Raw genomic sequence first — 25934 nt, forward strand, 5'->3', positions numbered from 1 at the left:
TTAGTAATCACATAGCGAGATGGACGCAGACCGTTACGATCGACGGCACAGGCAGCATGGCGACCATTACTCATCACGATACCAGCAGGTCCGTCCCAAGGCTCCATATGCATTGAGTTGAAATCGTAAAATGCTTTTAACTCGTCATCCATTTCAGGATTACTTTGCCATGCAGGTGGAATCAATAAGCGCATCGCACGATATAAATCCATGCCACCAGATAATAGCATTTCTAGCATGTTGTCTAATGAAGAGGAGTCAGAACCCGTTTCATTCACAAAAGGTGCGGCTTGTTGTAAGTCAGGTAATAGTGGCGAGTTAAACTTATAAGCACGCGCACGAGCCCATTGGCGGTTGCCAGTAATGGTATTGATTTCGCCATTATGAGCTAAGAATCTAAATGGTTGTGCAAGTGGCCATTTAGGTGATGTATTAGTTGAAAAGCGCTGGTGGAAAAGACAAATCGTACTTTTAAGACGAATATCAGCAAGATCGGTATAAAAAGACGGCAGATCTGCAGGCATCATTAAGCCTTTATAGACGATGACTTGTCCTGACAGACTCGCGACATAAAAATCCTTGTCATCGACAATTTGTTGCTCAAGTCGGCGTCTAGCCATATATAGACGACGTTCTAAGTCTTTTTCACGCCAGCCAACAGGGGCGTTAATTAATACTTGGTAGATCTCTGGTAAGCTCTTGCGACCAATTTCGCCGAGCACGTCAGGATTGACTGGTACCTTTCTCCAGCCTGCAACACTTAATGTTTCACGTTGTAGTTCTTTTTCTAATATAGCTTTAGACGCTTCAGCTTTAACTGGGTCTTGGCTAAGAAACAGCATACCAACAGCAAATTTACGACTTAGATGCCAATCATTTTCTGTTGCTACAGCAGCAAAAAAGTCTTTTGGCATCGACATTAATAGTCCACAGCCATCACCTGTGCGACCATCCGATGCAATACCGCCACGGTGTTTCATTCTGTCTAAACCGTGAATAGCAGTACGGACAATACGATGGCTAGCATCGCCATCCATTTGGGCTATTAAGCCGAAACCACAATTGTCCCGCTCAAAGCTGGGATGATATAAGCTCATACAAAAACTCCCTAAACCTAACTTAATACGACTCGGATAATGCGGAGAAGTTCTCATAGATATGCACCCGAACCACTCAAATTAGCCCGATAATGAATAAAGGTCAAACTTAAATTACTCAACAAAATGAATTGTTATGTCTATTACAGATGTTAAAAAAAACCAGCCTTACGTTAACGTAAACTGTATTTTTGCTCGTATAACCTTATGAATAAAAAGAATTTTAAAAAAGTCAGCTTTTTGATTTTACTTTTTGTTAACACTTTAGTCTAATTGATTTAGTTTTATAAATAGTGAATTTATTTTCAAGCACAGTTGCAGTGAACTATTTATTTAATTTGCGTATTTATTCACTTTGATAGTTGATTTTAAATTAATCAAATTAACCATTTGTGAAGTTGTACTGACATTGATTAAAAAACAATCGCATTAATTCATCATTTCTTGATATAGCACCAAGTATTTACTCTTTAAGCTGTATATCATCGGCCACTTTTTGAAAATTGAGGATTGGCAGTGGGTTTAGATGATTACGTGAATACATTTGGTGCTGTATGTAAACAGCAATACGGTGGACGGATCAGAAAGCTGACTATCGATGCCAAATTCACTTGCCCAAACAGAGATGGCACCCTTGGTAAAGGCGGCTGTACATTCTGTAATGTTTCTTCGTTTAGTTATGAGCAAGGGACTGAGGCCAGCATCTCAGAACAACTGAGCCAAGGTAAGCAACGTTCAGTATTAGCAAATGCACCCGCTTCTACCTCTAAATATATAGCATACTTCCAAGCTTATACTAGTACTTACGATGAGTATCAGGTGTTAAAGCAAAAGTATGACGAAGCGATAAAAGATGCCGACATTGTTGGATTACATATTGGTACCCGTCCAGACTGCGTACCGGATGATATATTGGACTTACTTGTCAGCTATCAAGATAAAGGAATTGAAGTCTGGTTAGAGCTTGGTTTACAAACCGCGAATAATGGAACTTTAAAAAAAATTAACCGCGGCCATGATTTTGATAGTTATAAAGACACTGTTATAAGAGCAAGAAAACGTGGTATTAAAGTCTGTGCTCATTTGATTCTTGGTTTACCTGACGAGACGTTTGAAGATAACCTTTCCAGTTTAACGCAAGTTATATCAACAGGTGTTGATGGTATAAAATTACATCCATTACATATTGTTGAAGGAAGTGTCATGGCTAAGGCGTGGCGACATAAAGGAATGCCTTTATTGAGTCTGGAAGATTATGCTCACTACGCGAGTGAGTTAATTAGACATACTCCAAAAGAGATAATTTTTCATAGAGTCACAGCATATGCTAAAAAACCGATGTTACTTGCTCCAGAGTGGTGTGCTTTTCGTTGGGATGGCTTAGTAGCAATTGTCAAAAACTTAGCCGAGAATGGCGGACAAGGGCATTATGTTACCGGCGGAACAGTGTAAAAAGTAACCAGTTTGCATGTTTTGCAGTGATTTATATGGGCGGATTTTAATTTTTTGTTAAAATCATGTAATTAGTTTACGAAAATTGGACTTGAAAAGCGCTGAGTTGTTGCATAGGCGATTATTGCGAGTATTATAAATTCCAATTTTACAGAAATAAATTAGAAAGAGGTGCCACAATGGCCACAGTCCAGCTAGAGTCTATTTTAGATCTCAATACTTTAGAGCAATATTGTAGTGCTATTGGTGCAGGTACTTTATTAAAAAGTGTCGTGTTATTTGAGCAATTAATGCCTGAGTATGTAGGTAGTTTAGTTAAAGCAAATGATGTGAATGATAAAGATACATTATGCGCAGAAGCTCATAAATTTAAAGGCGCTGCTGGTTCAGTTGGTTTGAAGCGCATTCAGCAGTTTGCACAAAAACTGCAGCATGGTGAAGAGTCATCATGGGAAGCTGAGCACAACGCTTGGTTAGCTGAAATTGTTGAGCATGCTGGTTCAGATTTACAGCAATTAAAAGCATTCCTAGAAGCCAAAGCATAATCACTGCTGGTTTATAGCGACATTAAAAGTCCCGCAAGGGGCTTTTTTTTGGTCTTTTTTTTGAGAATAGTAAAATTGAGCTATGGATCGTGCAGCTGTGATTGTTATTTGTTGTGACTTAATTCATTATTTAAATGAAATCTTCTTAGGGTAATCGATTAAATGAAAAACCTACCGAGTTTAAAAAACCTATTCTATTTGGTTAACTTGCACCAAGAGCAAAATTTTAACCGAGCTGCTAAGTCATGCTTTGTTAGTCAATCTACTCTATCGAGTGGCATTCAAAATCTTGAAGAGCAACTGGGCTACCAATTAATCGAGCGAGATCATAAATCATTTATGTTCACAGCAATAGGTGAGGAAGTTGTTGAAAGAGCGAGAAAGCTGCTTACTGATGTTGATGACTTAGTTGAATTGGTTAAAAACCAGGGTGAGCCTATGACTGGAGAGATCCGCTTAGGTTGTATTCCAACTATTGCACCTTTCTTATTAAGCCGTGTAGTAAAGCAATGTCAGCAAGATTATCCACAATTGAGTTTATTGCTAAAAGAAGACACTACCGACAGCTTATTAGACTCATTAGGAAAAGGGGAGCTGGATTTATTGATACTTGCATTACCGGTAGATACTACTGGATTTCACAGTATGAAAGTGGGTATTGATCCTTTTAAAATGGTCGTTCATGAAGAGTTATCGGGTGGGATAATAAACCCAATTGATTATCAAAAAATGCCAGATGAAAGTATTTTCTTACTGCAAAGTGAGCACTGTATTACTGGTCATGCTATTACTGCTTGTCAGTTAGGCAATAGTGCCAAAATTAATCCTTTTGCTGCGACCAGTCTACATACATTAGTTCAAATGGTTGATAGCAAATTAGGCACCACATTCTTACCGCAAATGGCAATTGATGCTGGGATCTTAAAAGATACTGAGTTGAATATAATGAACCCGCCAGGTGAAAGCCCTTATCGAGATATCGGCTTGGTGTGGCGTCAAACAACTAGCAGAATCGCCACATTCAGAACATTAGGCTTAATGCTAGAGAACTTACTTGCTAAACCTGAGTAGCCTGTTGTTGAAAGGGAGTTTATTAGCAAGTTCATCTAGATAAATACCTTGTTATCGGTAAGAAGCGGGTAGAGAGGTACTTGCTTCTTACAAACCATGATTGTTCCGTTCGAACCCGTTTTTACATCGTAGCTAACGGGTTTACTTTTTATCTGGGAAAATCAACAGGAATAAGAAGTTTATAAGGCGCGCTTAGTACTTTTGAGTAAGCTAAGGTGAACTGGAGGAGCAAAGGCAAGAGGCGCTAACTAGGGATATTCAATTATATTCCTTAAGTTGCTTGTTTAGGGCTTTTTAGGGCTCACACCATACACTTCAATTTCATGCTTTTTGCCTTTGAGCTTCATAGCGCCTAAATCTGATAACTCAAATCGACTATCTTGTCTTTCTAGGCGGTGTGCAACTTCCCCAGAAATAAGCATTCTTTGACCTAGCGGGTTACATTGGTCTTGTAGTCTTGCCAAGGTATTTAACACATCACTGAAAAAGCTAATTTCTTGCTTTTGAACACCAACCACAGCAGCAACAACTTGGCCGCAATGAGCTGCCGCTTTAAATTTAGGCACAAAGCCATAGTGTTCTTCAAAGTAAGGTCGATGCCAGTTAAGTTGTTGGCTAAATTCGTAGTAAATATTCATACAGCGATCTTGTTTGATCCCATCTTCAAGAGGCCAATGAATCAAAACTGCATCACCCATATAGCGATAAATTTCAGCATCATTATCAGTTACTGTATCAGCCAGCATACTAAAACTGTCTTGAATTAATCGACTAAAGCGATAGTCGCCTAGTGTTTCAGCGTGGGCAGTTGAAGATACCATATCAACAAAGAGGAATAGTCGATGTTCATATCTTGGCTGATGGTACTTACCTAAGCCAATGTTCATCAATACTCGAGGGCCCACAAGTAGTGCCATTTGTTCGATAAAGGCAAGGCCTACACGTACAGCGACTAGATATATGATTAATGCTTGAAAAGAAGGACTATAAAGGATGTGCGCTGTGAGCATTTGTCTTAGCGTGACAAGATGATTTTCAATAGCCCACATATTTAGGAATTGGGTAACATAGGCAAGCGTCATTGCGCCTAACAGTAGAAACAAGCCTTTAAAAATAACTGAGAAGATATAGGGTAAACGACTGATTGCACTAAAGTCAGCGATTAAATTCGACATCCAATGCAGACAACCAAACACAAAACCCATGAAGATGGCTAATGTGGCAAGGTCTGATTTTCCCATAGCCCATTGGGGGAGTTCAGGGGCTTGTGAATAACGAAAAAAGACAAATGCGCCCATGGCTAAACACCATGCTAATATCGCAAATAATAGCTTTCTCGTCTGTCGACGTGCTTTCACTGGTTTATATCTGATCCGTTGATATTTTGAGACAGGCTAGTTTATAGAAAATTACCCTACTTGTCATAGTGGTATTCTAATAACTTTCAAAATAGATTATGAATGTTGATTTATTGTAATGTTATCCAAACGCATTTGTTAGTATTTGGTGGGTGAAATTGATCTTTAAATAAAAACCTCTTGGATTAGATAGTTTAATTAAGCCATTTTCTGCAATTGATTCAGTTAATGAGTGACTATTTGCAGCCTTAGGTCTTAGTTGTAATACTTCTCCGTGTCGAGCTGTCACTTTTTCAACTTGCCCTAATGCGATCATCTCCATTATCTCTTCCCAGTCTTGTTGTAACGCGGTTAACTGTTCAGGATTTGGGCTCCATAGTACAGGGGTGCCTATTTTTCTGTTTGCTACCGGAATACTTCGATCACCTTGTACTGGTATCCATAAGACTTGTTGTAGCTTATGAAATACGACACTGTTTTCCCATGTAAGGCCCTGGATATTTGTTAACGGTGCAACTGTGACATAAGTTGTTTCAATAGGGCGACCAGATTGGTCTATGGGAATGGTTTTAAGTTCGACTCCTAAGTGCAAAAAATCTTGCTGGGGTTTAGAACCTGCTGTTGCGCCGAGTTCCATCTCAATCAATTGACCAATCCAGCCTTTATCTCTCTTCAAATTATCAGGTACATTGAGTTGATGCTCATTTGCAATATCTCCTAATGAGACACCGGCCATATCATTGGCTCTTTGCATTAATTCTGCGATGGAATTTGGCTGGCTATTCATCATTATTGCTTACTTTCCCCTAAATAGGCTTGGTCATTATAAGTTTACTTGTTTGGCAGTTTTTACGCATCTATTGTTATTGGTTATTAATTGCGCAGCGATTTTGTTGAAAGTTATTCACTGAGTAAAATAATCCCAATGTACTGATTAATATGTTTTTTTGTTTAAATTGGTCAATCTGTTTTACCAATTTATTAAGTTACTCTCCTTTTGCTCTACTATTTCACACATACTTATCCACAGATTTGATGGATAACTTTAAAAAAGTATCACTTAACGGATAATTTTTTGTTCGTCAATGCTTAAAAATAGCTTTATTTTAATATTAATGAAATAAAACTCTTGTTTTTTGTGTATAACTTAAAACCCGTAAAATGAATTTATTAATAAGTAATTTACCTGGTCAAAAAGTGACCTTTGGTCATCTAGGATAACTATAGTTAGTCTTTGTTTTTGGGTTATAGTGTTGAATTTTATAGTTTTATTTTAGTTATTTGACTTTTTTATTATGCGGTAGCTTATGTTCTTTAATGTAGGTTTTACTGTTATTAGTGAGTTTCGAACAGAGATATCCACAGATTTTGTGGATAATGTGCATTAATATTTTTTCCTTCTGTTGATAAAAGTAATAATTCTTAAATTTTATCCCAAGTTATGCCGTTATTAGTTGATTGCCCGTAGCCGTGCTTTATGAAACAATCTAATCATTAATTTGTAGTGACATTGGAGTCCATGTGATTGATAGCGACGGCTTTCGCGCAAATGTGGGCATTATAATCTGTAACAAATTTGGTCAAGTTATGTGGGCCAGACGGTTTGGACAACATTCATGGCAGTTTCCACAAGGTGGCGTTGATGACGGAGAAAGTCCTGAACAAGCTATGTACCGTGAATTGTATGAAGAAGTTGGTTTAAAGCCGGAAAATGTACAAATTTTAACGTCAACACGCTCATGGTTAAGATACCGTTTACCAAAAAGATTGATTAGACAAGAAAGTAAACCTATTTGTATTGGTCAAAAGCAAAAGTGGTACTTATTACAGCTTAAAGATAGCGATGACAGTATTAATTTGAACTCCTGTGGACACCCTGAGTTTGATGACTGGCGTTGGGTGAGTTATTGGTACCCAGTAAGGCAAGTTGTTTCTTTCAAACGAGATGTTTATCGTAAGGTTATGAAAGAGTTTGCATTCACCACTTTAGCGTTTCAAGGACGTGAGCCTAATCGCAAACGAGGGCGACACCGTAATTAATGTAAACTGATAGGGGATAAAATCGTGTTAAACACGCTCAGGGATATAACTCAAGCGGTTGCTGGAGCTAGCAGTCTTGAGTCTGCACTGACACAGTTGGTTTCGCAAACAAAGTTAGCGATGCAAACTCAGTGCTGTTCAGTATATATTCTTGAGCAACAACACCTTGTCTTATCGGCGACAGACGGCTTGGCTGTTGCCGCCATCAATTTTGTTAAAATGCCCCTTTCTGAAGGACTGGTGGGGTTAGCTGCTGAAAAAGAAGAAGCCGTTAACCTTGCCGACGCCAAAACACACCCACGCTTTAAGTTTTTCCCTGAAGTCGAAGAGGAAGAGTACCGAGCGTTTCTTGCTGTTCCTATTATTTTTCAAAAACAAGTGGTTGGAGTTATTGTCGTTCAGCAGCCACAGCCTCGACAGTTTAGTGAGAATGAAGAAGCCTTTTTAATGACGCTGGCAGCGCAGCTGGCGGTGGTCATTCGTAGCCTCAAGAACAAAGCGGCGATTAGCAATGTTCAGCAACAAGTCGTTTTCAAAGGGGTTAGCGCATCTAAAGGGATCGCCATTGCAGATGCATTTGTATTAGGCGGCGCGATATCTTTAGTGCAGCCAGATCAACAATGTAGCGATACCGAGCAAGAAACCCTTAGACTGAAAGCTGCAATGCAGCGTTGTAAAGATGCAATCAGTGCCTTGTCCCAGCGTTTTGACCGTGAAAACGTGGATGATATAGCATCTATATTTTCAGCGTTACAACTCTTGCTTAATGAGGCTAGTTTAGGTGGTGAATACATACGAGAGGTGAGTTTAGGCTGGCAAGCTGAATCTGCCGTTAGCCGCGTTTCAATTCGCTATATTGATCAGTTTATGGCAATGGAAGATCCTTACTTAAAAGAACGCGCTAGCGATATTCGCGAACTCGGACAAAAAGTATTACGCCAACTTATAGAGCCAGATAAGTTAGATTTAGCCCCTTCAAAACCTGTTATTTTAGTTGCTAAAGAAGTGGATGCGACACTACTAGCTGAATTCCCACGTGGGAAACTAGCAGGGATCGTCACTGAACTTGGGGGAGTTAACGCCCATGCCGCTATTTTAGCTCGTGCATTAGGCGTGCCAGCCATTGTCAGCGTTGATCAAGTCATTGCGGCGAATATTGACGATAAAAAACTCGTTCTTAATGCGACTAGCGGTCAGCTTCTTGTTTCTCCTTCAGAATCCGTGCTTCGTGAATATTACACTTTAATTTCGGAAAATCAGGAACAGCAACGCCAATTCTCAGCTGAATTGTCATTACCTGCGCAGACAACGGACGGCCATCGTATTCAGTTATATCTGAATGCTGGTCTATTAAGTGGGTTAAGTACCGACATGGCCGAGGGTGCAGATGGGATTGGGTTATATCGTACGGAAATTCCATTCATGCTACATCAGCGATTTCCGAGTGAAATTGAGCAAGTTCATGTGTATAAACAAGTGTTATCGGCTGCTCGTGATAGACCTGTGGTTATGAGAACATTAGATGTGGGAGGAGATAAACCCTTACCTTATTTTCCTATCAATGAAGATAACCCCTTTCTTGGCTGGCGAGGTATTCGATTATCCCTTGACCATCCAGAGTTATTTTTAATGCAGCTACGGGCAATGTTAACGGCAAATGTAGACTCATCACAGCTACAAATTTTGCTACCTATGGTCAGTAACCTTGATGAAATTGATAGGACTTTATTATACCTAGAACAAGCTTATTCAGAATTAACTGACGAATTACAGCGTAGAATCCCTAAACCTAAAATTGGGGTTATGTTAGAAGTGCCTTCGTTACTTTTTCAGTTAGAAGATGTGGCTAAGAGAGTCGATTTTGTTTCAGTTGGCAGTAACGATTTAACTCAGTATTTACTCGCCGTTGATAGAAATAACCCCAGTGTTAGCTCACTTTTCGATAGCTTTCACCCTGGTGTGTTAAGAGCGTTAAAATGGACAATTACTGATTGTAAACGCTATAAATTGGATGCCAGTATCTGCGGAGAGCTAGCTGGTGAACCCATGGGGGCATTACTCCTTGTCGCTATGGGCTATGACAAATTGAGTATGAACCAAGGCAGTATTGCTCGAATTAATTATTTATTACGCCGGATTGATAAACAGTCATTAGAACAAATTTTGGATACCGCCCTGACACTCTCTAACGGGGAGCAAGTCAGGACATTACTCAATGACTTTTTAGCTGAAAACGGCTTATCTGCCATTTTGCATTAGCCGATTTAGCTATACACGGATAAGGTTTTACTGTGGACAATCTTTTACTGATTTTTTCAATCTGCTTGTTACTGGGCTCATTTGTCGGTTTCATGGCTGGCTTATTAGGTATCGGCGGAGGCTTAATCATTGTCCCAGCCCTTTTATATCTTCTTCCTTGGGTTGGTGTTGAGTCATCTCAGTTAACCCATGTTGCTATTGCAACCTCATTAGCCTCTATTATTTTAACTTCTTTTTCGTCTGCGTTAGCTCATCACAAACGTGGAAATGTTCCATGGAATCTATTTAAACCCATGTTGCCGGGTATCATGTTAGGGGCACTAGCGTCTGGGTTTATTTCAGAAAAAATTCCATCTGCTGATTTACAAACCGCATTTTCGATATTTGTGATACTTATGGCCATACAAATGGCGTTCCCATTCAAGCCTAAAGCAAATGAGCAAATGCCTGCATTTACCGTGTTATTTTTGGTTTCCTCGATTATTGCTATCGTTGCTGGATTAATGGGTATTGGTGGTGGGGTACTGTTTGTGCCATTTTTGAGCTTTTGCGGCATTCAAATGCGCAGTGCTGTAGGGTTTTCTTCGGTAACGGGTTGTCTTATTGCACTAGCTGGTACCGCTGGATACATCATTGCAGGCTTAAATGCACCTGACTTACCCCAAGGCACCATTGGCTTTATATACTTACCCGCTTTGTTTGGGATCATTATCAGCTCAATGTTAGTCGCACCATTAGGGGTAAAAATGGCAAGCGTATGGCCGACTGCTGTGCTTAAAAAGATATTTGCACTGTTATTAATGGTTATTGGATTAAAAATGGCGATAACCGCATAAAATTCTTGTTATCATCTACCCAATAATCGGAGACTGTCTCTTCAGGTAACCGAAACTTATCGAGCTTTTATATAGGAATGTACAATGCGTCAGTATTTAGATTTATGTCAGAACATCGTAGACAATGGTCATTGGATAGAGAATGAACGCACTGGAAAACGTTGTTTAACCATCATTAATGCTGATTTAGAGTACGATGTTAAAAATAACCAATTCCCAATTATTACCACTCGTAAAAGCTTTTATAAAGCTGCGATTGCTGAGCTTATTGGCTATATTCGAGGTTATGATAATGCTGCAGATTTTAGGGCTTTGGGCACTAAAACTTGGGATATGAACGCGAATGATAATGCTAGCTGGCTTGCTAATCCACATCGTAAAGGAGAAGACGATATGGGGCGGGTATATGGCGTTCAAGGTCGACGTTGGCAGAAAACCTCAGGTGGTACTGTTGATCAGTTAGCCAAGATTGTTGATAACTTGTCCAAAGGAGTTGATGACCGTGGTGAGATTATTACATTTTATAATCCAGGTGAGTTTGATATGGGTTGTTTACGACCATGTATGCATACACATACCTTCTCATTACTAGGTGATACTTTGCACCTAACGAGTTATCAACGTTCATGTGATGTGCCATTAGGTCTTAACTTTAATCAGATTCAAGTGTTTACCTTTTTAGCATTAATGGCACAAATTACCGGTAATAAGGCGGGTACCGCATACCATAAAATTATTAATGCACATATTTACGAAGACCAGTTAGATCTAATGAAGAATGAGCAGCTAACTCGCGAACCATTTCCTTCACCACAATTAAAAATTAACCCAGACATTAAGAGCCTTAAGGATTTAGAAACTTGGGTGACAATGGATGATTTTGAAGTTGTGGGTTATCAGCATCATGAAGCGATTAAGTATCCTTTTTCGGTCTAATGCTGATCAGATAAGCTAACTCATTGTATTAACGGTTTTTCACTTATGATAAACCGTTAAAATCATTTGGTTATTGTAAATTACACTGTAATGACAGCTAAACTCCCTCAAATTCACTTCATAAACGACTACACTGATTCGTGTTAACTCACTTCATTTTTTGTTTGAGATTGCATCTGGAAGCCTAAAAAACAAGCTAAACTAGTTGTATCCTACTTGGTTAGCATTTTTTGCGCTTTAGACACTGTATTTCACTTCTGTTTAAAACTCACAGTGAATTCCTATACTGATTTCATATTAATAGTTATTCAATGGGAAGCAGTCAAATTAGCTTAAGTCTGTTTGGCTGATTATGTTAATAAATAGCCTTTTATTCTTGCTGGATTTTTTCGATAGTTTTTTATTAATAATTCATCAGCTAAAACAGTGTAATGTATGTTATTTCGTCAGTTGAGCAATTTATTGTGAATAAATAAATATGCGCCTAAACTTGAATAATGCGCATATTCCGAGTTAAACGTCGATCTGCTTCGCGTTTAGCGGGTGTTGTGTGATTAATCTCACTGCGTTTTGATACATACCTCGAAAATACCGAGGTATTAATGCGAAACTAACGATTATGATTGTTTGAAAAATTCCGATAGACTCGAATTAATTGTTTTTTTTGGAGTGAATTATGGAACGTGCAATTAAGAATTTCTTAAGTCAAGAATCTGCAGGGGGTATCATTTTAATGATCTCTGTAGCACTGGCTATGTTAATGGCAAACTCGCCATTAGCTGGTTTATACAGTGGATTCCTTGATACAGAAGTCCAAGTGCGTATAGGTTCATTAGATATTGATAAGCCATTATTATTATGGATTAACGATGGTTTGATGGCACTTTTCTTCTTATTGATTGGTTTAGAAGTAAAGCGTGAATTATTAGAAGGCGCACTATCTAGTGTTGCTAAAGCTTCATTACCAACTTTTGCTGCTGTTGGTGGCATGGTATTTCCAGCTTTATTTTATCTAGCATTTAACTACTCAGACCCTGTTACTCAGGTTGGTTGGGCAATTCCTGCTGCAACAGATATCGCCTTTGCATTAGGTATTATGGCCTTACTTGGTAGCCGTGTACCTGTTGCTCTTAAAGTCTTTTTATTAGCCCTAGCTATTATGGATGACTTAGGTGTTATTGTGATTATTGCATTGTTCTACAGTGCTGATTTATCAATGACAAGTTTAATTGTTGCTGCTATTTCTATCACATTAATGGTGGCGCTAAATCGTAAAGGAGTTAGCTCGTTAATCCCTTATGGTTTGTTAGGCGTTATCCTTTGGGTAGCTGTACTTAAGTCTGGTGTACACGCGACATTGGCTGGTGTCATTATCGCATTCTGTATTCCGCTGCGAGCTAAAGATGGCTCATCTCCTTCAGAGCATTTAGAGCATAGTTTGCACCCATGGAGTACATTCTTTATTTTACCTGTGTTCGCGTTCGCTAATGCTGGTCTATCGCTATCGGGAATGAGCATCACTTCATTAGCAGAGCCTGTGACTATCGGTATTATTTTAGGTCTGCTACTTGGTAAGCCTGTAGGTGTATTACTGTTTAGCTTTGTTGCAGTAAAACTAAAATTAGCTGAGCTACCTCCTGGGATTAGCTGGAATCAAATTATCCCTGTTTCAATTATGTGTGGTATTGGTTTCACTATGTCAGTGTTTATTTCATCACTTGCATTCGAATCGGCCCCTGCACAATTAGGTGACTTTGCTCGCTTAGGTATTTTAATGGGATCTATGCTAGCTGCGGTTATCGGTTATGTATGGCTTGATAAAGTACTTCCTAAAGCTAAAGCTGAAGCAAAGTAGTATCGGAGCAAAAAATGAAAACAAAACTGTTGATGTTAGCCTTAGCAATGGGTGCGATTACCGCACCTGCTCAAGCAACCTCGTTTAATGTTTGCCAAGCAAACGTTGAGTCAAGCGAATGTAAAAGTTATTTAGACGGCGTTGTAGATGGTGCGTTGATGTATCACACTGATGCATCAAGTAGCCGTCTTGAAGCTGATAGTGGATATGAGTCTCGTGCACTTAAATATCGAGCTGGTAAACGTTATCAAGAGGCTAATCGCAGTTATTGTGCAGACAGAAAACCGCATAAAGATGAAATCGTTTTAGCTATTCAGGAACAAACCGCCGCTAAAAACGTTAACAACTTAAATGAGTTATCGATATTAATTGATAGCTTGTTGGACTGTCAGCGATTAAAATAAACCAACGCTCTTAGCTGGTTTATTTACATGCAACATTTAAATTATAACCATCTATATTATTTTTGGATGGTTAGAAAGAAAGGTTCGGTGGCTAAGGCCGCCGAAGCTTTATGTCTCGCACCTCAGACTATAACAGGTCAAATCCGCTCATTAGAAGATCGTCTTAACGGCAGTCTATTTAAACGAGTCGGCCGCTCGCTAGAACCCACTGAGCTTGGTGAATTGGTATTTCGCTATGCAGACAAAATGTATAGTTTAAGTTATGAGATGCTGGATTTACTGGCTTACCAAAAAGACGAATCAATTCTATTTGAAGTTGGCTTTGCTGCTGCTCTATCAAAAGCGCTTGCGAGTCGGGTCTTACTGACTGTCATTCCAAATGATGGCTCAATGCACCTAAGTTGTTATGAATCGACCCATGAAAATCTCATTCAACGCTTACGAGAACACAAGTTGGATATGATTTTATCTGACTCGGCAGGTGAATCTTTAAAATATCCTGAGATTTTATCTAAGAAACTAGGGCAGTGTGGCATCAGCTTTTTTGCGGCATCTAAACCATCTTTAGACTTCCCTGCATGTTTAGAGCAAGAAAAGTTACTTATTCCAGGTAAAAGAACATCGCTAGGTCAGCAGTTACATCGATGGTTTGCTGAAAAAAACCTTGATGTCAGTATTCTTGGTGAATTCGATGATGCTGCGATGATGAAAGCATTTGGTTTATTCCAGCGAGGAATTTTTGTCGCTCCATCTATTTATCGACATGATATACTGTCCCAAGGCATGGTTTTGATTGGTGAAACTGAAGATATACATGAAGAATATCATGTGATGTTTGCTGAGCGAATGATTCAGCATCCGGCAGTTCAGCGTCTTTTAGACACTGACTTTACCGATTTATTTGCAGGTGTCGATCCCCAAATACAAGATGTTGAATACAGAAGTTCGCATCAAAGATAAAGTATCCGCAGAAGATGTTAGGAGAATAGCGTTGGAATTAATGAATATTGCTAGAGTTCGTTGGGCTTGTCGTCGTGGGATGTTAGAGTTAGATGTCTTGTTTCAACCTTTTGTTGATTCACAATATGAAACACTTTCCGATACCGATAAACAAACCTTCATAGACTTACTGGCATGTGAAGATCCGGAATTATTTGCATGGTTTATGGGCCACGAGGTTTGCCCCGACCCAGCGCTAAGAGAAATGGTCAATACTGTCCGTGGTCGTCCTCAACCTTAAACATTCTATCCATTTATTCGCCATGAGACTCCCAAATAGCCTGATTAATTTCGGGCTTAATTTCAGGAGTATTGTATGCCGTTCACGTTAACAACCTCATTCAGCCAAGTGCTTTCTCATCTTGTGCTTATCGCTATTTGTTTGACGAGTTTTATTCTTTGGCCGGATATCCATCATTGGGCTTATCAGCTTGTATTTGCAGTAACGCTGACAATAGCATTGATTTTTTTCATTCAGCATTTGTTTACTTTACGCCAATTTCACACTCAATTTGTGTTACTAGAACAAGGTGTGGGGAAGCTAAATCATCAATATGAATTTATTCAATGGCGAGCGCCAATAGTGACCGTTTTTGCATCCGTAATATTTATTGAGTTCGAAATAACGGCGGCTAAAAAGCTTAAAAAGACCAAGCAGTTAGTAATTGTTTGGTCAGATATGTTGAGTGATAAAGAGTACAGAAGTTTGTGTAGGGAGTTAGTAAAACTGCAGTCTACGCTTTGACATTAAATGGGCTAGCAGTTTGCTTTAGCTGTTTGCTATAGAACGCTGGCTTATTTTAACAGAGAAACAAGCCAGCATTACGAGCTTCGATTATCGCTCTGGTTGTAAAATTGTGGGCTGAGGATTATCTAATTGCTCTGGGTAATCAGCATTATAGTGCAGGCCACGGCTTTCTTTTCGCTCCATGGCGCAGCGAATAATTAATTCAGCAACTTGAACTAAATTACGTAACTCTAGTAAGTTATTACTCACTCTAAAGTTACTGTAATACTCTTGAATTTCTTGTTGTAGCATGGCGCAACGTCGTAATGCTCGTTCTAGCCTTTTATCGGTACGAACAATACCGACGTAATCCCACATGAATAATCTTAACTCATGCCAGTTATGGGCGATAACCACTTCTTCATCTGAATTACTGACTTGGCTTTCATCCCAATGGGGCACGGGACCTGGGGCTGGAATTTTACTGAGTAAACTTTCAATATCTTGTGCAGCAGCACGGGCAAAAACTAAACATTCTAATAACGAATTACTCGCAAGGCGATTCGCGCCATGCAGTCCAGTGTAGGCCACTTCACCAATGGCATATAAACCATTGATGTCTGTTTGACCGTGTAAGTCAGTCATTACACCACCACAGGTATAATGCGCGGCTGGTACCACAGGAATAGGATCCTTTGTGATATCGATGCCAAACTCTAAACATCGTTTATGTATGGTAGGAAAATGCTTGATGACAAAGTCGGCAGGCTTATGGCTGATATCAAGGTACAAGCAATCGGCACCTAATCGCTTCATTTCATAATCTATCGCACGGGCAACAATATCGCGGGGTGCAAGTTCGGCGCGTTCGTCAAACTCAGGCATGAAGCGTGTGCCATCGGGACGTTTTAAGTAAGCACCTTCGCCACGTAAAGCTTCAGTAAGCAGATAGTTGCGAGCATCAGCATGATATAAGCAGGTTGGGTGGAATTGATTAAACTCCATATTCGCTACACGGCACCCAGCACGCCAAGCCATGGCAATACCATCACCACTGGCAATATCGGGATTTGAGGTATATTGATAAACTTTCGAGCTTCCACCTGTGGCAATCGCGACAAACTTGGCTGTGACAGTTTCAACGTGCTCAGCATCTCGATTCCATACATATGCGCCAACAACACGATTTCCAGGGCGATTAAGCTTTCTCGTCGTAATTAAATCAATGGCGTTATAACGCTCTAGTACCTTGATGTTCGGATGCGCTAATGCCTGATCTTGAAGTGTCGTTTGGACCGCTTTACCCGTTGCATCAGCAGAGTGAAGAATACGTCGATGACTATGACCACCTTCTCGAGTTAGATGATAAGGTGCTGAACTTTGGTCGCCATCACTGGTTTCTTCTTTATCAAAAGCAACGCCGCATTGAATTAGCCATTTCATCGACTCTTTGGCATTCTCAGCGGTATAAGTCACCACATCTTTGTCACAAAGCCCTGCACCAGCGATAAGCGTGTCGCTCACATGTGACTCAATCGTATCTGATTCATCAAATACAGAGGCGATTCCGCCTTGTGCATAATAGGTTGAGCCTTCAGCTAAAGGTCCTTTCGAAAGGAGAATAACTTGTGACTTTTCAGCTAGATGGAGTGCAAGCGTGAGTCCTGCTGCACCACTACCTATAACCAAAATATCAGATTGGTGTTCAACTGCTTGTTTCATAAGGTATCATGGGTGACTTAATATGGTTCTATAATGGTAAATCAAAACCGCTTTATTGGGTACTGAGACATTACTATTAAGCGAGATTTAGCCATTTTTTATAAAAAATTAAATTTTTTTCATTCAATATCGAACTTTTTCAAAGCATGCGAGTCTACTTTAATGTGAATATGATTCGAGCGACTGAGAAATCAGTATTATAGATTTAGGAGTAGTCGGCTCGGATGAGTGGACAAATAAGTGATCAACAGTTAGTTGAGCGTGTACAACGTGGCGATAAAAACGCATTTAATCTGTTAGTACAGAAATACCAAAATAAAGTAATGAGCTTGATCTCACGCTATATCAGAAATCAAGCAGACATCAGTGATGTGGCACAAGAAGCCTTTATTAAAGCTTACCGTGCATTACCTAATTTTCGTGGTGAAAGTGCTTTTTACACATGGTTGTATCGCATTGCAGTAAACACTGCAAAAAACCATTTGGTTTCTCAAGGCAGAAAAACACCGGCTAACAGTGTTGATGCAGAAGAAGCTGAATATTATGAAGGCAGCGATGCATTAAAAGAATTTGCATCACCAGAACGTCTCGTTTTGTCTGATGAAATTAATAAGGTGATTTTTGAAACCTTAGAAACGTTGCCAGAAGAATTGAAGATAGCAATTTCTTTACGTGAACTTGATGGTATGAGTTACGAAGATATTGCCAACATCATGGATTGTCCTGTTGGTACAGTAAGATCACGTATCTTCCGTGCTAGGGAATCAATCGATAAGAAACTCCAGCCTTTGCTGGAACAGTAATAGTCTTTATTGACACAGGTGAAAAATGCTTAAATCAGGTCAAGAATGGGTTTCATCAGCAGTTGATGGCGAAGTTGATGCTAAAACATTAGCAGAGTTATCAGCAGACGAAAGCTCACATAAGCAATGGCAAAACTATCACATGATTGGTGATGCTATGCGCGGAGAGTTACCGCAGACAATTGATTTAGATCTAACAGCAAGCATTGCTGCTGCTATCGAACTCGAACCTGCGATAATTGCACCGCAAACTGATACAGTTTCTCAGCATGATGAAAAAGTCACAGAAGTAGAAACCAAGAAGGACAATGTTGTTCCTTTCTTCAAGCAATTTGGCCAGTATGCGATTGCGGCTACGGTTGCTATGGTTGCTATTGTTGGCGTTCAAAATTACGGTCAAGATCAAAATGCTGATTCGCCACTACCAGTACTGAATACTCGTCCATTGATTGGTACAGCTTCTCCAGTTAGCTTGCAAACAGGTGCAGTACAGAGTCAATCGGCTGTAAACAATGATAATGTTGTAGAGCAACGTCGCAGAATAAATTCATATATTCAGGACCACATGCTACAACAAAGGTTGAATTCAGGTGTTGTTGTACAGCACAATAACGATACTGATAACAACATTAATAATTAATCTGGAGTTAGCTTGCGTCTAATCCTGTTAGTACTTGCTGCAATGGTATTCCCTGTTGCAGCAGAAGGTATCCCCGAAGAAGAAATGTCTGCGAAAGCTTGGCTTGAAAGTATGAGCCAAGCACTTCAAACCAAACAATACAAATCTTCCATTATCCAGTTACAAGCGGATCATATCCGTCCTCTCGTTTATCTACACGGCACGGTTAACGACAAAGAAGTCGCCTTTTTAGAATATTTGAATGGTCCTCCTAAAAATGCTGTGCGTGTTGCAGATACCGTGACGTTTATCGAACACGATCAACCTGCATACAGTATCAATGCCCCCCGCATTCAAGGGATTTGGCCAACGATTTTTGCGACAGATGTAGCATCACTTGAGCGTGGCTACCAATTTGTGCTCGGAGGTCGCAGCCGCATTGCTGGGCGTCCAGGTCAAATGATTAGAATCATGCCTGTTGATGAGCATAGGTTCATGTCTCAGATATGGATTGATATGGAAACCCGTCTGCCACTTCGTTATGACATGATCAATCAAGATAAACAATTGATTGAGCAAATGATGGTGATTGAACTATTAGAACTTAATGAACCCGCCAGTATTTTAATTGAAGCTGAACGTCAGGGCTTGCCGCCAGTGATGAATCCTGCTGAGCGTATTGCTGGCCAAAATTGGCAATTTAGCTGGTTGCCCGCAGGTTTCCATATGGTGGTTAAGGATCATCACCGTTTGTTAGGTAGCGACGAGTCGGTTGAATATATCGCATTGACAGACGGCTTGGTTAATATCTCTGTGTATGTTGCCAGAATGGGGGACAGCCCTATGCCTGATGAGTTGATTACACGTAATGGCTTAACCATGGTGGTTGAGCAAGTCGGTAATGTTGAAGTTGTTGCTGTCGGTAAAGTGCCTTCTGATACCTTAAACCGTATCGCTAAAAGTCTTATCTTAAAATAAGTCAGATTATGGCCAATCAATCTACGCCACCAAAAACTACCCCAAATGACAATGCGTCAACGCAGCTTGAATCAAACAAGTTGCTTGATGCAAGCCGTTCTACATCACTATCACAATCTATGTTAGAAGAAGTGGCGACCGTTATTGCATATGATGAAACGGGGTGGGTAACGGTTGAAATTGAACTTAAAAGTGCCTGTAATCATTGTTCAAATAATGAAAATTGTGGCACTTCGACTGTGGCTAAAGCTTTTTCTATTAAGCGCCAACAGTTTTCCCTTAAGAGTGACAAAGCTTGTGAAGTAGGGGATTTACTCAAACTTGCGCTGCCAGAGAGCGTGATTCTTAAGGCCGCATTATTAGTTTATATTTTCCCTTTAATCGGATTGTTTATCGGTGCGTTAATAGGACTTTGGTTTAGCCATTTACTACTGATTAACCCTGACTACAGCTCGATAGTCATGGGAGCCTTAGGTGGAATAGGCGCGTGGCTTCTTGGTAAGCGACAAGCATCAAAGTTAGAAGCTGAATCCACCCCAGTTATTACGGCTTACTTGGGCCAAGGTGTGAGTTTGCAACGCGGTTAAATGCGCATTCTTATCCGTTATTAGGTGCTTTTTTATATTCATTTCTACAGTGTCATTTATTCTGATTGGTATTAACCCCTTATTCAGGTACAATTTGGCACCATTATTTCCATCATTTTAGTAGTAGTCATTTCAGCCAAATGAAACACATTAGAAACTTCTCAATTATTGCCCATATCGACCATGGCAAATCTACATTGTCTGATCGCCTTATCCAATTTTGTGGTGGTTTATCAGACCGTGAAATGGCCGCTCAGGTTCTCGATTCTATGGATATCGAACGTGAGCGTGGTATTACCATTAAAGCACAGAGTGTTACACTCGACTATAAAGCTGATGATGGCGAAACCTATCAACTGAACTTCATTGACACACCAGGTCACGTTGACTTCTCTTACGAAGTATCACGCTCACTTGCTGCATGTGAAGGTGCATTATTAGTTGTTGACGCTGGCCAAGGTGTCGAAGCCCAAACTCTTGCTAACTGTTATACCGCTTTAGAAATGGACTTAGACGTGGTGCCGATTTTAAATAAAATCGACCTACCTCAAGCTGATCCTGAGCGTGTAGCTGCAGAGATTGAAGATATTGTCGGCATCGACGCTATGGAAGCTGTTCGCTGTTCAGCGAAAACAGGTATTGGTATTAAGGATGTACTCGAAACAATTGTTTCAGACATTCCACCGCCTGAAGGTGACATTGATGCACCGCTTCAAGCGCTTATTATTGACTCTTGGTTCGACAGCTACTTAGGCGTTGTCTCTTTAGTGCGTATTAAACATGGCGTATTGAAGAAAGGCGATAAGTTTAAAGTCATGTCAACCGGTCAGAACTACAATGCTGATCGCGTAGGTATTTTTACGCCAAAACAAACTGACACCCCAGAACTTAAAGCGGGCGAAGTGGGTTTTGTTATCTCTGGTATTAAAGAGATTCACGGCGCTCCAGTCGGTGATACATTGACCCATGCTAAGCACGGTGCAGAAGAGCCGCTTCCTGGTTTTAAAAAGGTTACACCGCAGGTTTATGCTGGTGTATTCCCAATTTCTACCGATGAGTACGAAAGCTTCCGTGAGGCATTGAATAAATTAAGCTTGAATGATGCGTCATTATTCTTCGAGCCAGAATCATCTTCAGCATTAGGCTTTGGTTTCCGTATTGGTTACCTAGGTTTATTGCACATGGAAATCATTCAAGAACGTCTAGAGCGTGAATACAATCTAGATTTAATCACCACAGCTCCAACAGTAGTTTATGAAGTTGAGATGACACGTGGTGAAATCTTGTATGTGGATAATCCATCAGATTTACCGCCGATCAATAACATTGCTGAAATCCGTGAACCTATCGTAGAAGCAAATATGCTTGTACCAAAAGAGTACTTAGGTAACGTCATCACCTTGTGTATTGAAAAGCGTGGTGTACAAACCAATATGGTTTATCACGGTAATCAAGTATCTGTGACTTATGAACTGCCAATGGCTGAAGTGGTTATGGACTTCTTCGATCGCCTTAAGTCTACCAGTCGTGGTTATGCATCGCTTGAGTATAACTTCATCCGCTTTGAGCCTGCTGACATGGTACGTTTAGATATCATGATTAATGGCGACCGTGTTGATGCGTTAGCTATGGTTATTCACCGTTCTAATATTCGCCATCGTGGTTTAGCGCTTGTGGATAAGATGAAAGAGCTTATTCCAAGACAAATGTTCGATATTGCGATTCAAGCGGCTGTTGGTAGCCAAATTATTGCCCGTTCTAACGTCAAAGCAATGCGTAAAGACGTAACTGCTAAGTGTTACGGCGGCGATGTTTCACGTAAGAAGAAACTCTTACAGAAACAAAAAGATGGTAAGAAACGTATGAAGCAAGTCGGTAACGTCGAAGTACCTCAAGAAGCGTTCTTAGCCGTGTTAAAGTTGAATGACTAAGCTCTTAATTTGTCAGTGAAAACTGATTTAACATTAAGAGTGATAACAACGCCGCTGCTTGCGGCGTTGCTATTAAAAAATCATTAAAAACGTGAGTTAAAAAATGATTATTAACCGGCATTAATAATCGTTTTTATCGTTTGATGAGCAAAAGTTAATTTTCCATATGAAGTGATTTTATATACTTTGTAACATTACTCAGAGTGAACCTAACAGCACGACATAGGATAATCACTTTTTATTAGTGTCATACACTGAACTATATACAGTGTTAAGGCAGGAGCTTAAACCCTAATGGCAGCCCATTTTTCTCTTATATTAGTTATTGTAACCTTAGTCAGCGGCCTAATTTGGCTTGTTGACGTAATAGCCTTCGCCCCTAAACGACGTGAAAAGTTAGCACTCGCTGAAGCGCAAACGCCTGATTTATCAGACGAAGCAAAAGAAAATATCACACGTGAATCAGTGGTCGTTGAATTTGCTCACTCTATCTTCCCTGTGATTGCCTTTGTATTGATCCTTCGCTCATTCATTTATGAACCGTTTCAAATTCCTTCAGGCTCTATGAAACCGACACTGCTTGTTGGTGATTTTATCTTGGTTGAAAAATTCAGTTATGGTTTGCGAGATCCTGTTTGGCGCAGCAAATTAGTTGAAACAGGCGAACCAGAACGCGGTGATGTGTTTGTATTCAAATACCCTAAACAACCAGAAATCGACTATATTAAAAGAGTAATCGGTTTACCGGGCGACAGAGTTGTTTATCAAAATAAACAGTTTCTGATTCAACCTAAATGCGAAGATAAGTCAGCGTGTCCTGGTGCTAAAGTGATTAAGTTAAGCAGTGTTAATCGTGGTGAGTTTACTCAAGAAGGAGTTCCTTTATCTCGTTACACTGAGCAATTAGGCGACGTTGAACATGATATTTTAATTAATCCTTCGCGCCCTGACTTTAGTAATCACTTCTTTGAACAGCCTGGTACAGCGGTAGGCGAATTTATTGTCCCTGAAGGACAATATTTTGCCATTGGTGATAACCGTGACAACAGTACAGATAGCCGTTTTTGGGGCTTTGTTCCTGAAGCCAATTTAGTCGGTAAAGCGGTTGCGATTTGGATAAGCTTTGAGTTTGAACGTCCTGCTAGTAGTTGGTTACCAACTTGGGTGCCAACAGGTGTTCGTTTTGACAGAGTAGGTGCGATTAAGTAATGGAACCAATTAAAAATTTACCCCGTTTATGTCGCACATTAGGTTATGAGTTCAAGAATATAGATCTACTGACTCATGCTTTAACTCATCGTAGCGCATCATCAAAGCATAATGAGCGTTTGGAGTTCCTAGGTGATTCGATTTTATCTATTGTGATATCTGATGCTTTATATCACCAGTTTCCGAAAGTCACAGAAGGCGACTTAAGCCGTATGCGTTCAACCTTAGTGAAAGGTGAAACGTTAACCGTGATTGCAAAAGAGTTTAAATTAGGTGATTACCTTTATTTAGGGCCTGGTGAGTTAAAAAGCGGTGGTTTTAGACGGGAATCTATTTTAGCCGATGCTGTAGAAGCCATCATCGGTGCGATATACCTAGATGCCGATATCGAAACGTGTCGACGCTTACTACTGACATGGTATAAGCAACGATTAGCTGAGATTAAACCTGGTATAAATCAAAAAGATCCTAAAACCATTTTGCAAGAGTACTTGCAAGGCTATAAAAAGCCGTTGCCCGAATATAATGTGGTTGATGTAAAAGGTGATGCGCATAATCAGACGTTCACGGTCGAATGTCGTATTTCTGAATTAGATAAAGTAGTGACGGGTGTCAGTACTTCAAGAAGAAAAGCTGAGCAGCTTGCAGCCGCTCAGGTATTGGAGTTAATTAATAAATGACCAAAAAAACAGACTTGCCAGAAAGCTCGCCAGTAGAGCCAAGCTTAGATGAATTATTGGCAAGGATGAACGGTGCTGCACCAGCTGCAAAAGCCAAATATGAAGTGACTTTTTGTGGCATGGTTGCAATTGTCGGTCGACCAAATGTAGGTAAATCTACACTATTAAACAAGTTGCTTGGGCAGAAGGTCAGTATTACTTCTAAAAAGCCTCAGACAACTCGTCACCGTATTATGGGTATTCATACTGATGAAGAGAAACAAATCATCTTTATTGATACCCCAGGTCTTCATATTGATGAAAAACGGGCTATTAACCGTTTAATGAACCGTGCTGCTGCCAGTTCTCTTGCTGATGTGTCTATGGTTGTATTTGTTGTTGACGGTATGACTTGGACTGAAGATGACGAAATGGTGCTTAATAAGCTGCAACAAGGCAGTGGTAAGCGTAAAACGGTTTTAGCCATTAACAAAGTCGATAATATTAAAGATAAAGAAGCGTTATTTCCTTATCTAGCTGAGCTGTCTGAAAAGTTTACCTTTGATGAGATATTGCCAATATCTGCAACCAAAGGCACCAATGTGCAACGCATTTTAGATTTAGCGCAAGCCTCGTTACCTGAGGGGCAGTTTTACTTCCCTGAAGACTATGTGACAGATCGCTCTCAGCGTTTTATGGCATCTGAAATTGTTCGTGAAAAACTCATGCGCTTCTTAGGTGACGAGTTACCTTATGATGCTACTGTTGAAATTGAACAATTTAAGATGATGGATAACGGTGTTTATCAAATCAATGCGCTAATCCTTGTGGAACGCACAGGCCAAAAACGCATGGTAATTGGTAATAAAGGTGAGCGTATTCGTACAATTGCCACCCAAGCTAGATTAGACATGGAAACCTTGTTTGATAATAAAGTCTTCCTCGAAATTTGGGTCAAAGTTAAATCGGGTTGGGCTGACGATGAGCGTGCACTTCGCAGTTTAGGCTATGGCGAAGACTAACCAAGTGTCAGTACCAGTTTTGTTTTACGCTGTTCATAACTAACATGTTACGCGGATATATACTTCATCATCGACCATACAGAGAATCCAGTGTGATTGTTAATCTGTTAGTCGATGGTGTTGGTCGCATAGATGCACTTGTTCGGGTGGGCAGCGGTAAAAAAAACCTTAAAAGTATCATTCAACCTTTTCAGCCACTGATATTTCAATTCAATTCAAAATCTGACACTTCAGATTCAAGCCTTAAATTTATAACCCAAATAGAGCCTGCTGCCCCTGCATTACCGTTAACTTCTACCAGCTTGTATTCCGCGATGTATCTTAATGAGTTGTTAGTAAGGGTGCTTGATTCAGGGCAACATGCAGAAGGTCTATTTATTCATTATCACCGTTGCATTATGTCGCTTGCGAGTGAATTTAGCTCCGAGCATCTGCGATATTTTGAAATGGAATTATTAGCTGAATTAGGGGCGTTACCTTCATTAGATTATGATACTCAAGGTGAAAAAATTGAACCAGTGATGAGTTACCGTATTATCGCTGATGAAGGTTTTTTACCTGTTGCTCAGCAAGCGAGCACGCATATTACCCACAGTAAGCAACTGTTATCAGGCGAAATGCTGATTAACCTTAAAGCTAAGACATTGACGCCTGAAAACTTGGTACAAGCAAAAGGGCTAATGAGATTACTTTTGTCACCGTTATTGGGGACAAAGCCATTACTAAGTAGAAAACTATTTATTAAAAAATAAGCTAAGTGAATTTATAGAAGTCATTTAAGCTAGGTGAATGAGGTTAATAACCCATTTACGCTAAATATTATTG

24 protein-coding genes and 1 pseudogene are annotated in these 25934 nt (G+C 40.0%); 21 read left to right on the forward strand and 4 right to left on the reverse strand.

The window, feature by feature from the left end; translation table 11 throughout:
* Positions 1–1097, reverse strand: a pseudogene (gene gltB, locus AN944_RS15635) (glutamate synthase large subunit); the annotation flags it as partial.
* A gap of 516 nt (positions 1098–1613) precedes the next feature.
* On the opposite strand from gltB, the gene AN944_RS15640 reads away from it, so the two are divergent.
* The 3 genes from AN944_RS15640 to oxyR all read left to right on the forward strand — a co-directional run bounded on the left by AN944_RS15640 (position 1614) and on the right by oxyR (position 4165).
* Entirely contained in the window at positions 1614–2549 is a 936-nt protein-coding gene (locus AN944_RS15640) for a TIGR01212 family radical SAM protein (protein ID WP_055025580.1), read from the forward strand.
* Between the two features lie 179 nt (positions 2550–2728).
* Complete coding sequence (locus AN944_RS15645; RefSeq protein ID WP_055025581.1) at positions 2729–3094, forward strand: Hpt domain-containing protein; 366 nt, start codon at positions 2729–2731, stop codon at positions 3092–3094.
* A gap of 162 nt (positions 3095–3256) precedes the next feature.
* Positions 3257–4165 (forward strand): hydrogen peroxide-inducible genes transcriptional activator OxyR, encoded by a 909-nt coding sequence (oxyR, locus tag AN944_RS15650; RefSeq protein WP_055025582.1) that lies wholly within the window; start codon positions 3257–3259, stop codon positions 4163–4165.
* Between the two features lie 284 nt (positions 4166–4449).
* On the opposite strand, the gene AN944_RS15655 is transcribed toward oxyR, so the two are convergent.
* Together AN944_RS15655 and mutH are read right to left on the reverse strand one after the other, a co-directional pair.
* Positions 4450–5523 (reverse strand): adenylate/guanylate cyclase domain-containing protein, encoded by a 1074-nt coding sequence (locus tag AN944_RS15655; RefSeq protein WP_055025583.1) that lies wholly within the window; start codon positions 5521–5523, stop codon positions 4450–4452.
* Positions 5524–5644: 121 nt separating this feature from the next.
* On the reverse strand, positions 5645–6313 hold the full coding sequence (gene mutH, locus AN944_RS15660) for a DNA mismatch repair endonuclease MutH (protein ID WP_119968896.1): 669 nt from the start codon (positions 6311–6313) through the stop codon (positions 5645–5647).
* A gap of 731 nt (positions 6314–7044) precedes the next feature.
* Here mutH and rppH point away from each other — a divergent pair.
* The 9 genes from rppH (at position 7045) to AN944_RS15705 (ending at position 15597) form a co-directional block, all read left to right on the forward strand.
* Positions 7045–7563, forward strand: coding sequence for an RNA pyrophosphohydrolase (gene rppH / locus AN944_RS15665; protein WP_055025584.1), 519 nt, complete (start codon positions 7045–7047; stop codon positions 7561–7563).
* A 24-nt stretch (positions 7564–7587) separates the two neighbouring features.
* Positions 7588–9822 (forward strand): phosphoenolpyruvate--protein phosphotransferase, encoded by a 2235-nt coding sequence (ptsP, locus tag AN944_RS15670; protein ID WP_055025585.1) that lies wholly within the window; start codon positions 7588–7590, stop codon positions 9820–9822.
* Positions 9823–9854: 32 nt separating this feature from the next.
* Complete coding sequence (locus AN944_RS15675; RefSeq protein WP_055025586.1) at positions 9855–10658, forward strand: sulfite exporter TauE/SafE family protein; 804 nt, start codon at positions 9855–9857, stop codon at positions 10656–10658.
* Between the two features lie 84 nt (positions 10659–10742).
* Complete coding sequence (locus AN944_RS15680) at positions 10743–11594, forward strand: thymidylate synthase (RefSeq protein ID WP_055025587.1); 852 nt, start codon at positions 10743–10745, stop codon at positions 11592–11594.
* A 676-nt stretch (positions 11595–12270) separates the two neighbouring features.
* Positions 12271–13449: a Na+/H+ antiporter NhaA gene (gene nhaA / locus AN944_RS15685; RefSeq protein WP_055025588.1), complete on the forward strand. Its 1179-nt coding sequence runs from the start codon at positions 12271–12273 to the stop codon at positions 13447–13449.
* 14 nt (positions 13450–13463) lie between these two features.
* A complete protein-coding gene (locus AN944_RS15690) occupies positions 13464–13853 on the forward strand; it encodes a hypothetical protein (protein WP_055025589.1) in 390 nt (129 codons plus the stop codon).
* A 27-nt stretch (positions 13854–13880) separates the two neighbouring features.
* Entirely contained in the window at positions 13881–14813 is a 933-nt protein-coding gene (gene nhaR, locus AN944_RS15695; RefSeq protein ID WP_055025590.1) for a transcriptional activator NhaR, read from the forward strand.
* A 31-nt stretch (positions 14814–14844) separates the two neighbouring features.
* Complete coding sequence (locus AN944_RS15700; RefSeq protein WP_119968899.1) at positions 14845–15093, forward strand: succinate dehydrogenase assembly factor 2; 249 nt, start codon at positions 14845–14847, stop codon at positions 15091–15093.
* A gap of 75 nt (positions 15094–15168) precedes the next feature.
* Positions 15169–15597 carry a protein YgfX gene (locus tag AN944_RS15705; protein WP_055025591.1) on the forward strand — a complete coding sequence of 143 codons (429 nt, stop codon included), beginning with the start codon at positions 15169–15171 and terminating at the stop codon, positions 15595–15597.
* A 90-nt stretch (positions 15598–15687) separates the two neighbouring features.
* Here the strand turns inward: AN944_RS15705 and nadB are convergent, their stop codons facing one another.
* Positions 15688–17301: an L-aspartate oxidase gene (gene nadB / locus AN944_RS15710; protein ID WP_055025592.1), complete on the reverse strand. Its 1614-nt coding sequence runs from the start codon at positions 17299–17301 to the stop codon at positions 15688–15690.
* 224 nt (positions 17302–17525) lie between these two features.
* Here nadB and rpoE point away from each other — a divergent pair, with 224 nt between their 5' ends.
* The 9 genes from rpoE (at position 17526) to recO (ending at position 25861) form a co-directional block, all read left to right on the forward strand.
* Entirely contained in the window at positions 17526–18104 is a 579-nt protein-coding gene (rpoE, locus tag AN944_RS15715) for an RNA polymerase sigma factor RpoE (protein ID WP_055025593.1), read from the forward strand.
* A 25-nt stretch (positions 18105–18129) separates the two neighbouring features.
* Positions 18130–18744, forward strand: a complete 615-nt coding sequence (locus AN944_RS15720) for a sigma-E factor negative regulatory protein (RefSeq protein ID WP_055025594.1) — start codon at positions 18130–18132, stop codon at positions 18742–18744.
* Positions 18745–18756: 12 nt separating this feature from the next.
* A complete protein-coding gene (locus AN944_RS15725; RefSeq protein ID WP_055025595.1) occupies positions 18757–19701 on the forward strand; it encodes a MucB/RseB C-terminal domain-containing protein in 945 nt (314 codons plus the stop codon).
* A 119-nt stretch (positions 19702–19820) separates the two neighbouring features.
* Complete coding sequence (locus tag AN944_RS15730) at positions 19821–20288, forward strand: SoxR reducing system RseC family protein (RefSeq protein WP_055025656.1); 468 nt, start codon at positions 19821–19823, stop codon at positions 20286–20288.
* 140 nt (positions 20289–20428) lie between these two features.
* Positions 20429–22219, forward strand: coding sequence for a translation elongation factor 4 (gene lepA / locus AN944_RS15735; protein WP_055025596.1), 1791 nt, complete (start codon positions 20429–20431; stop codon positions 22217–22219).
* A gap of 294 nt (positions 22220–22513) precedes the next feature.
* Positions 22514–23428 (forward strand): signal peptidase I, encoded by a 915-nt coding sequence (lepB, locus tag AN944_RS15740; protein WP_055025597.1) that lies wholly within the window; start codon positions 22514–22516, stop codon positions 23426–23428.
* Positions 23428–24108: a ribonuclease III gene (gene rnc, locus AN944_RS15745; protein ID WP_055025598.1), complete on the forward strand. Its 681-nt coding sequence runs from the start codon at positions 23428–23430 to the stop codon at positions 24106–24108. The genes lepB and rnc overlap by 1 nt, the downstream gene beginning before the upstream one ends.
* Positions 24105–25109: a GTPase Era gene (era, locus tag AN944_RS15750; RefSeq protein ID WP_055025599.1), complete on the forward strand. Its 1005-nt coding sequence runs from the start codon at positions 24105–24107 to the stop codon at positions 25107–25109. The genes rnc and era overlap by 4 nt, the downstream gene beginning before the upstream one ends.
* A 44-nt stretch (positions 25110–25153) precedes the next feature.
* Positions 25154–25861, forward strand: a complete 708-nt coding sequence (gene recO / locus AN944_RS15755; protein WP_055025600.1) for a DNA repair protein RecO — start codon at positions 25154–25156, stop codon at positions 25859–25861.
* The last annotated feature ends 73 nt before the right edge of the window (positions 25862–25934 follow it).

It is taken from the genome of Shewanella sp. P1-14-1, assembly GCF_001401775.1.
Taxonomy (GTDB): domain Bacteria; phylum Pseudomonadota; class Gammaproteobacteria; order Enterobacterales; family Shewanellaceae; genus Shewanella; species Shewanella japonica.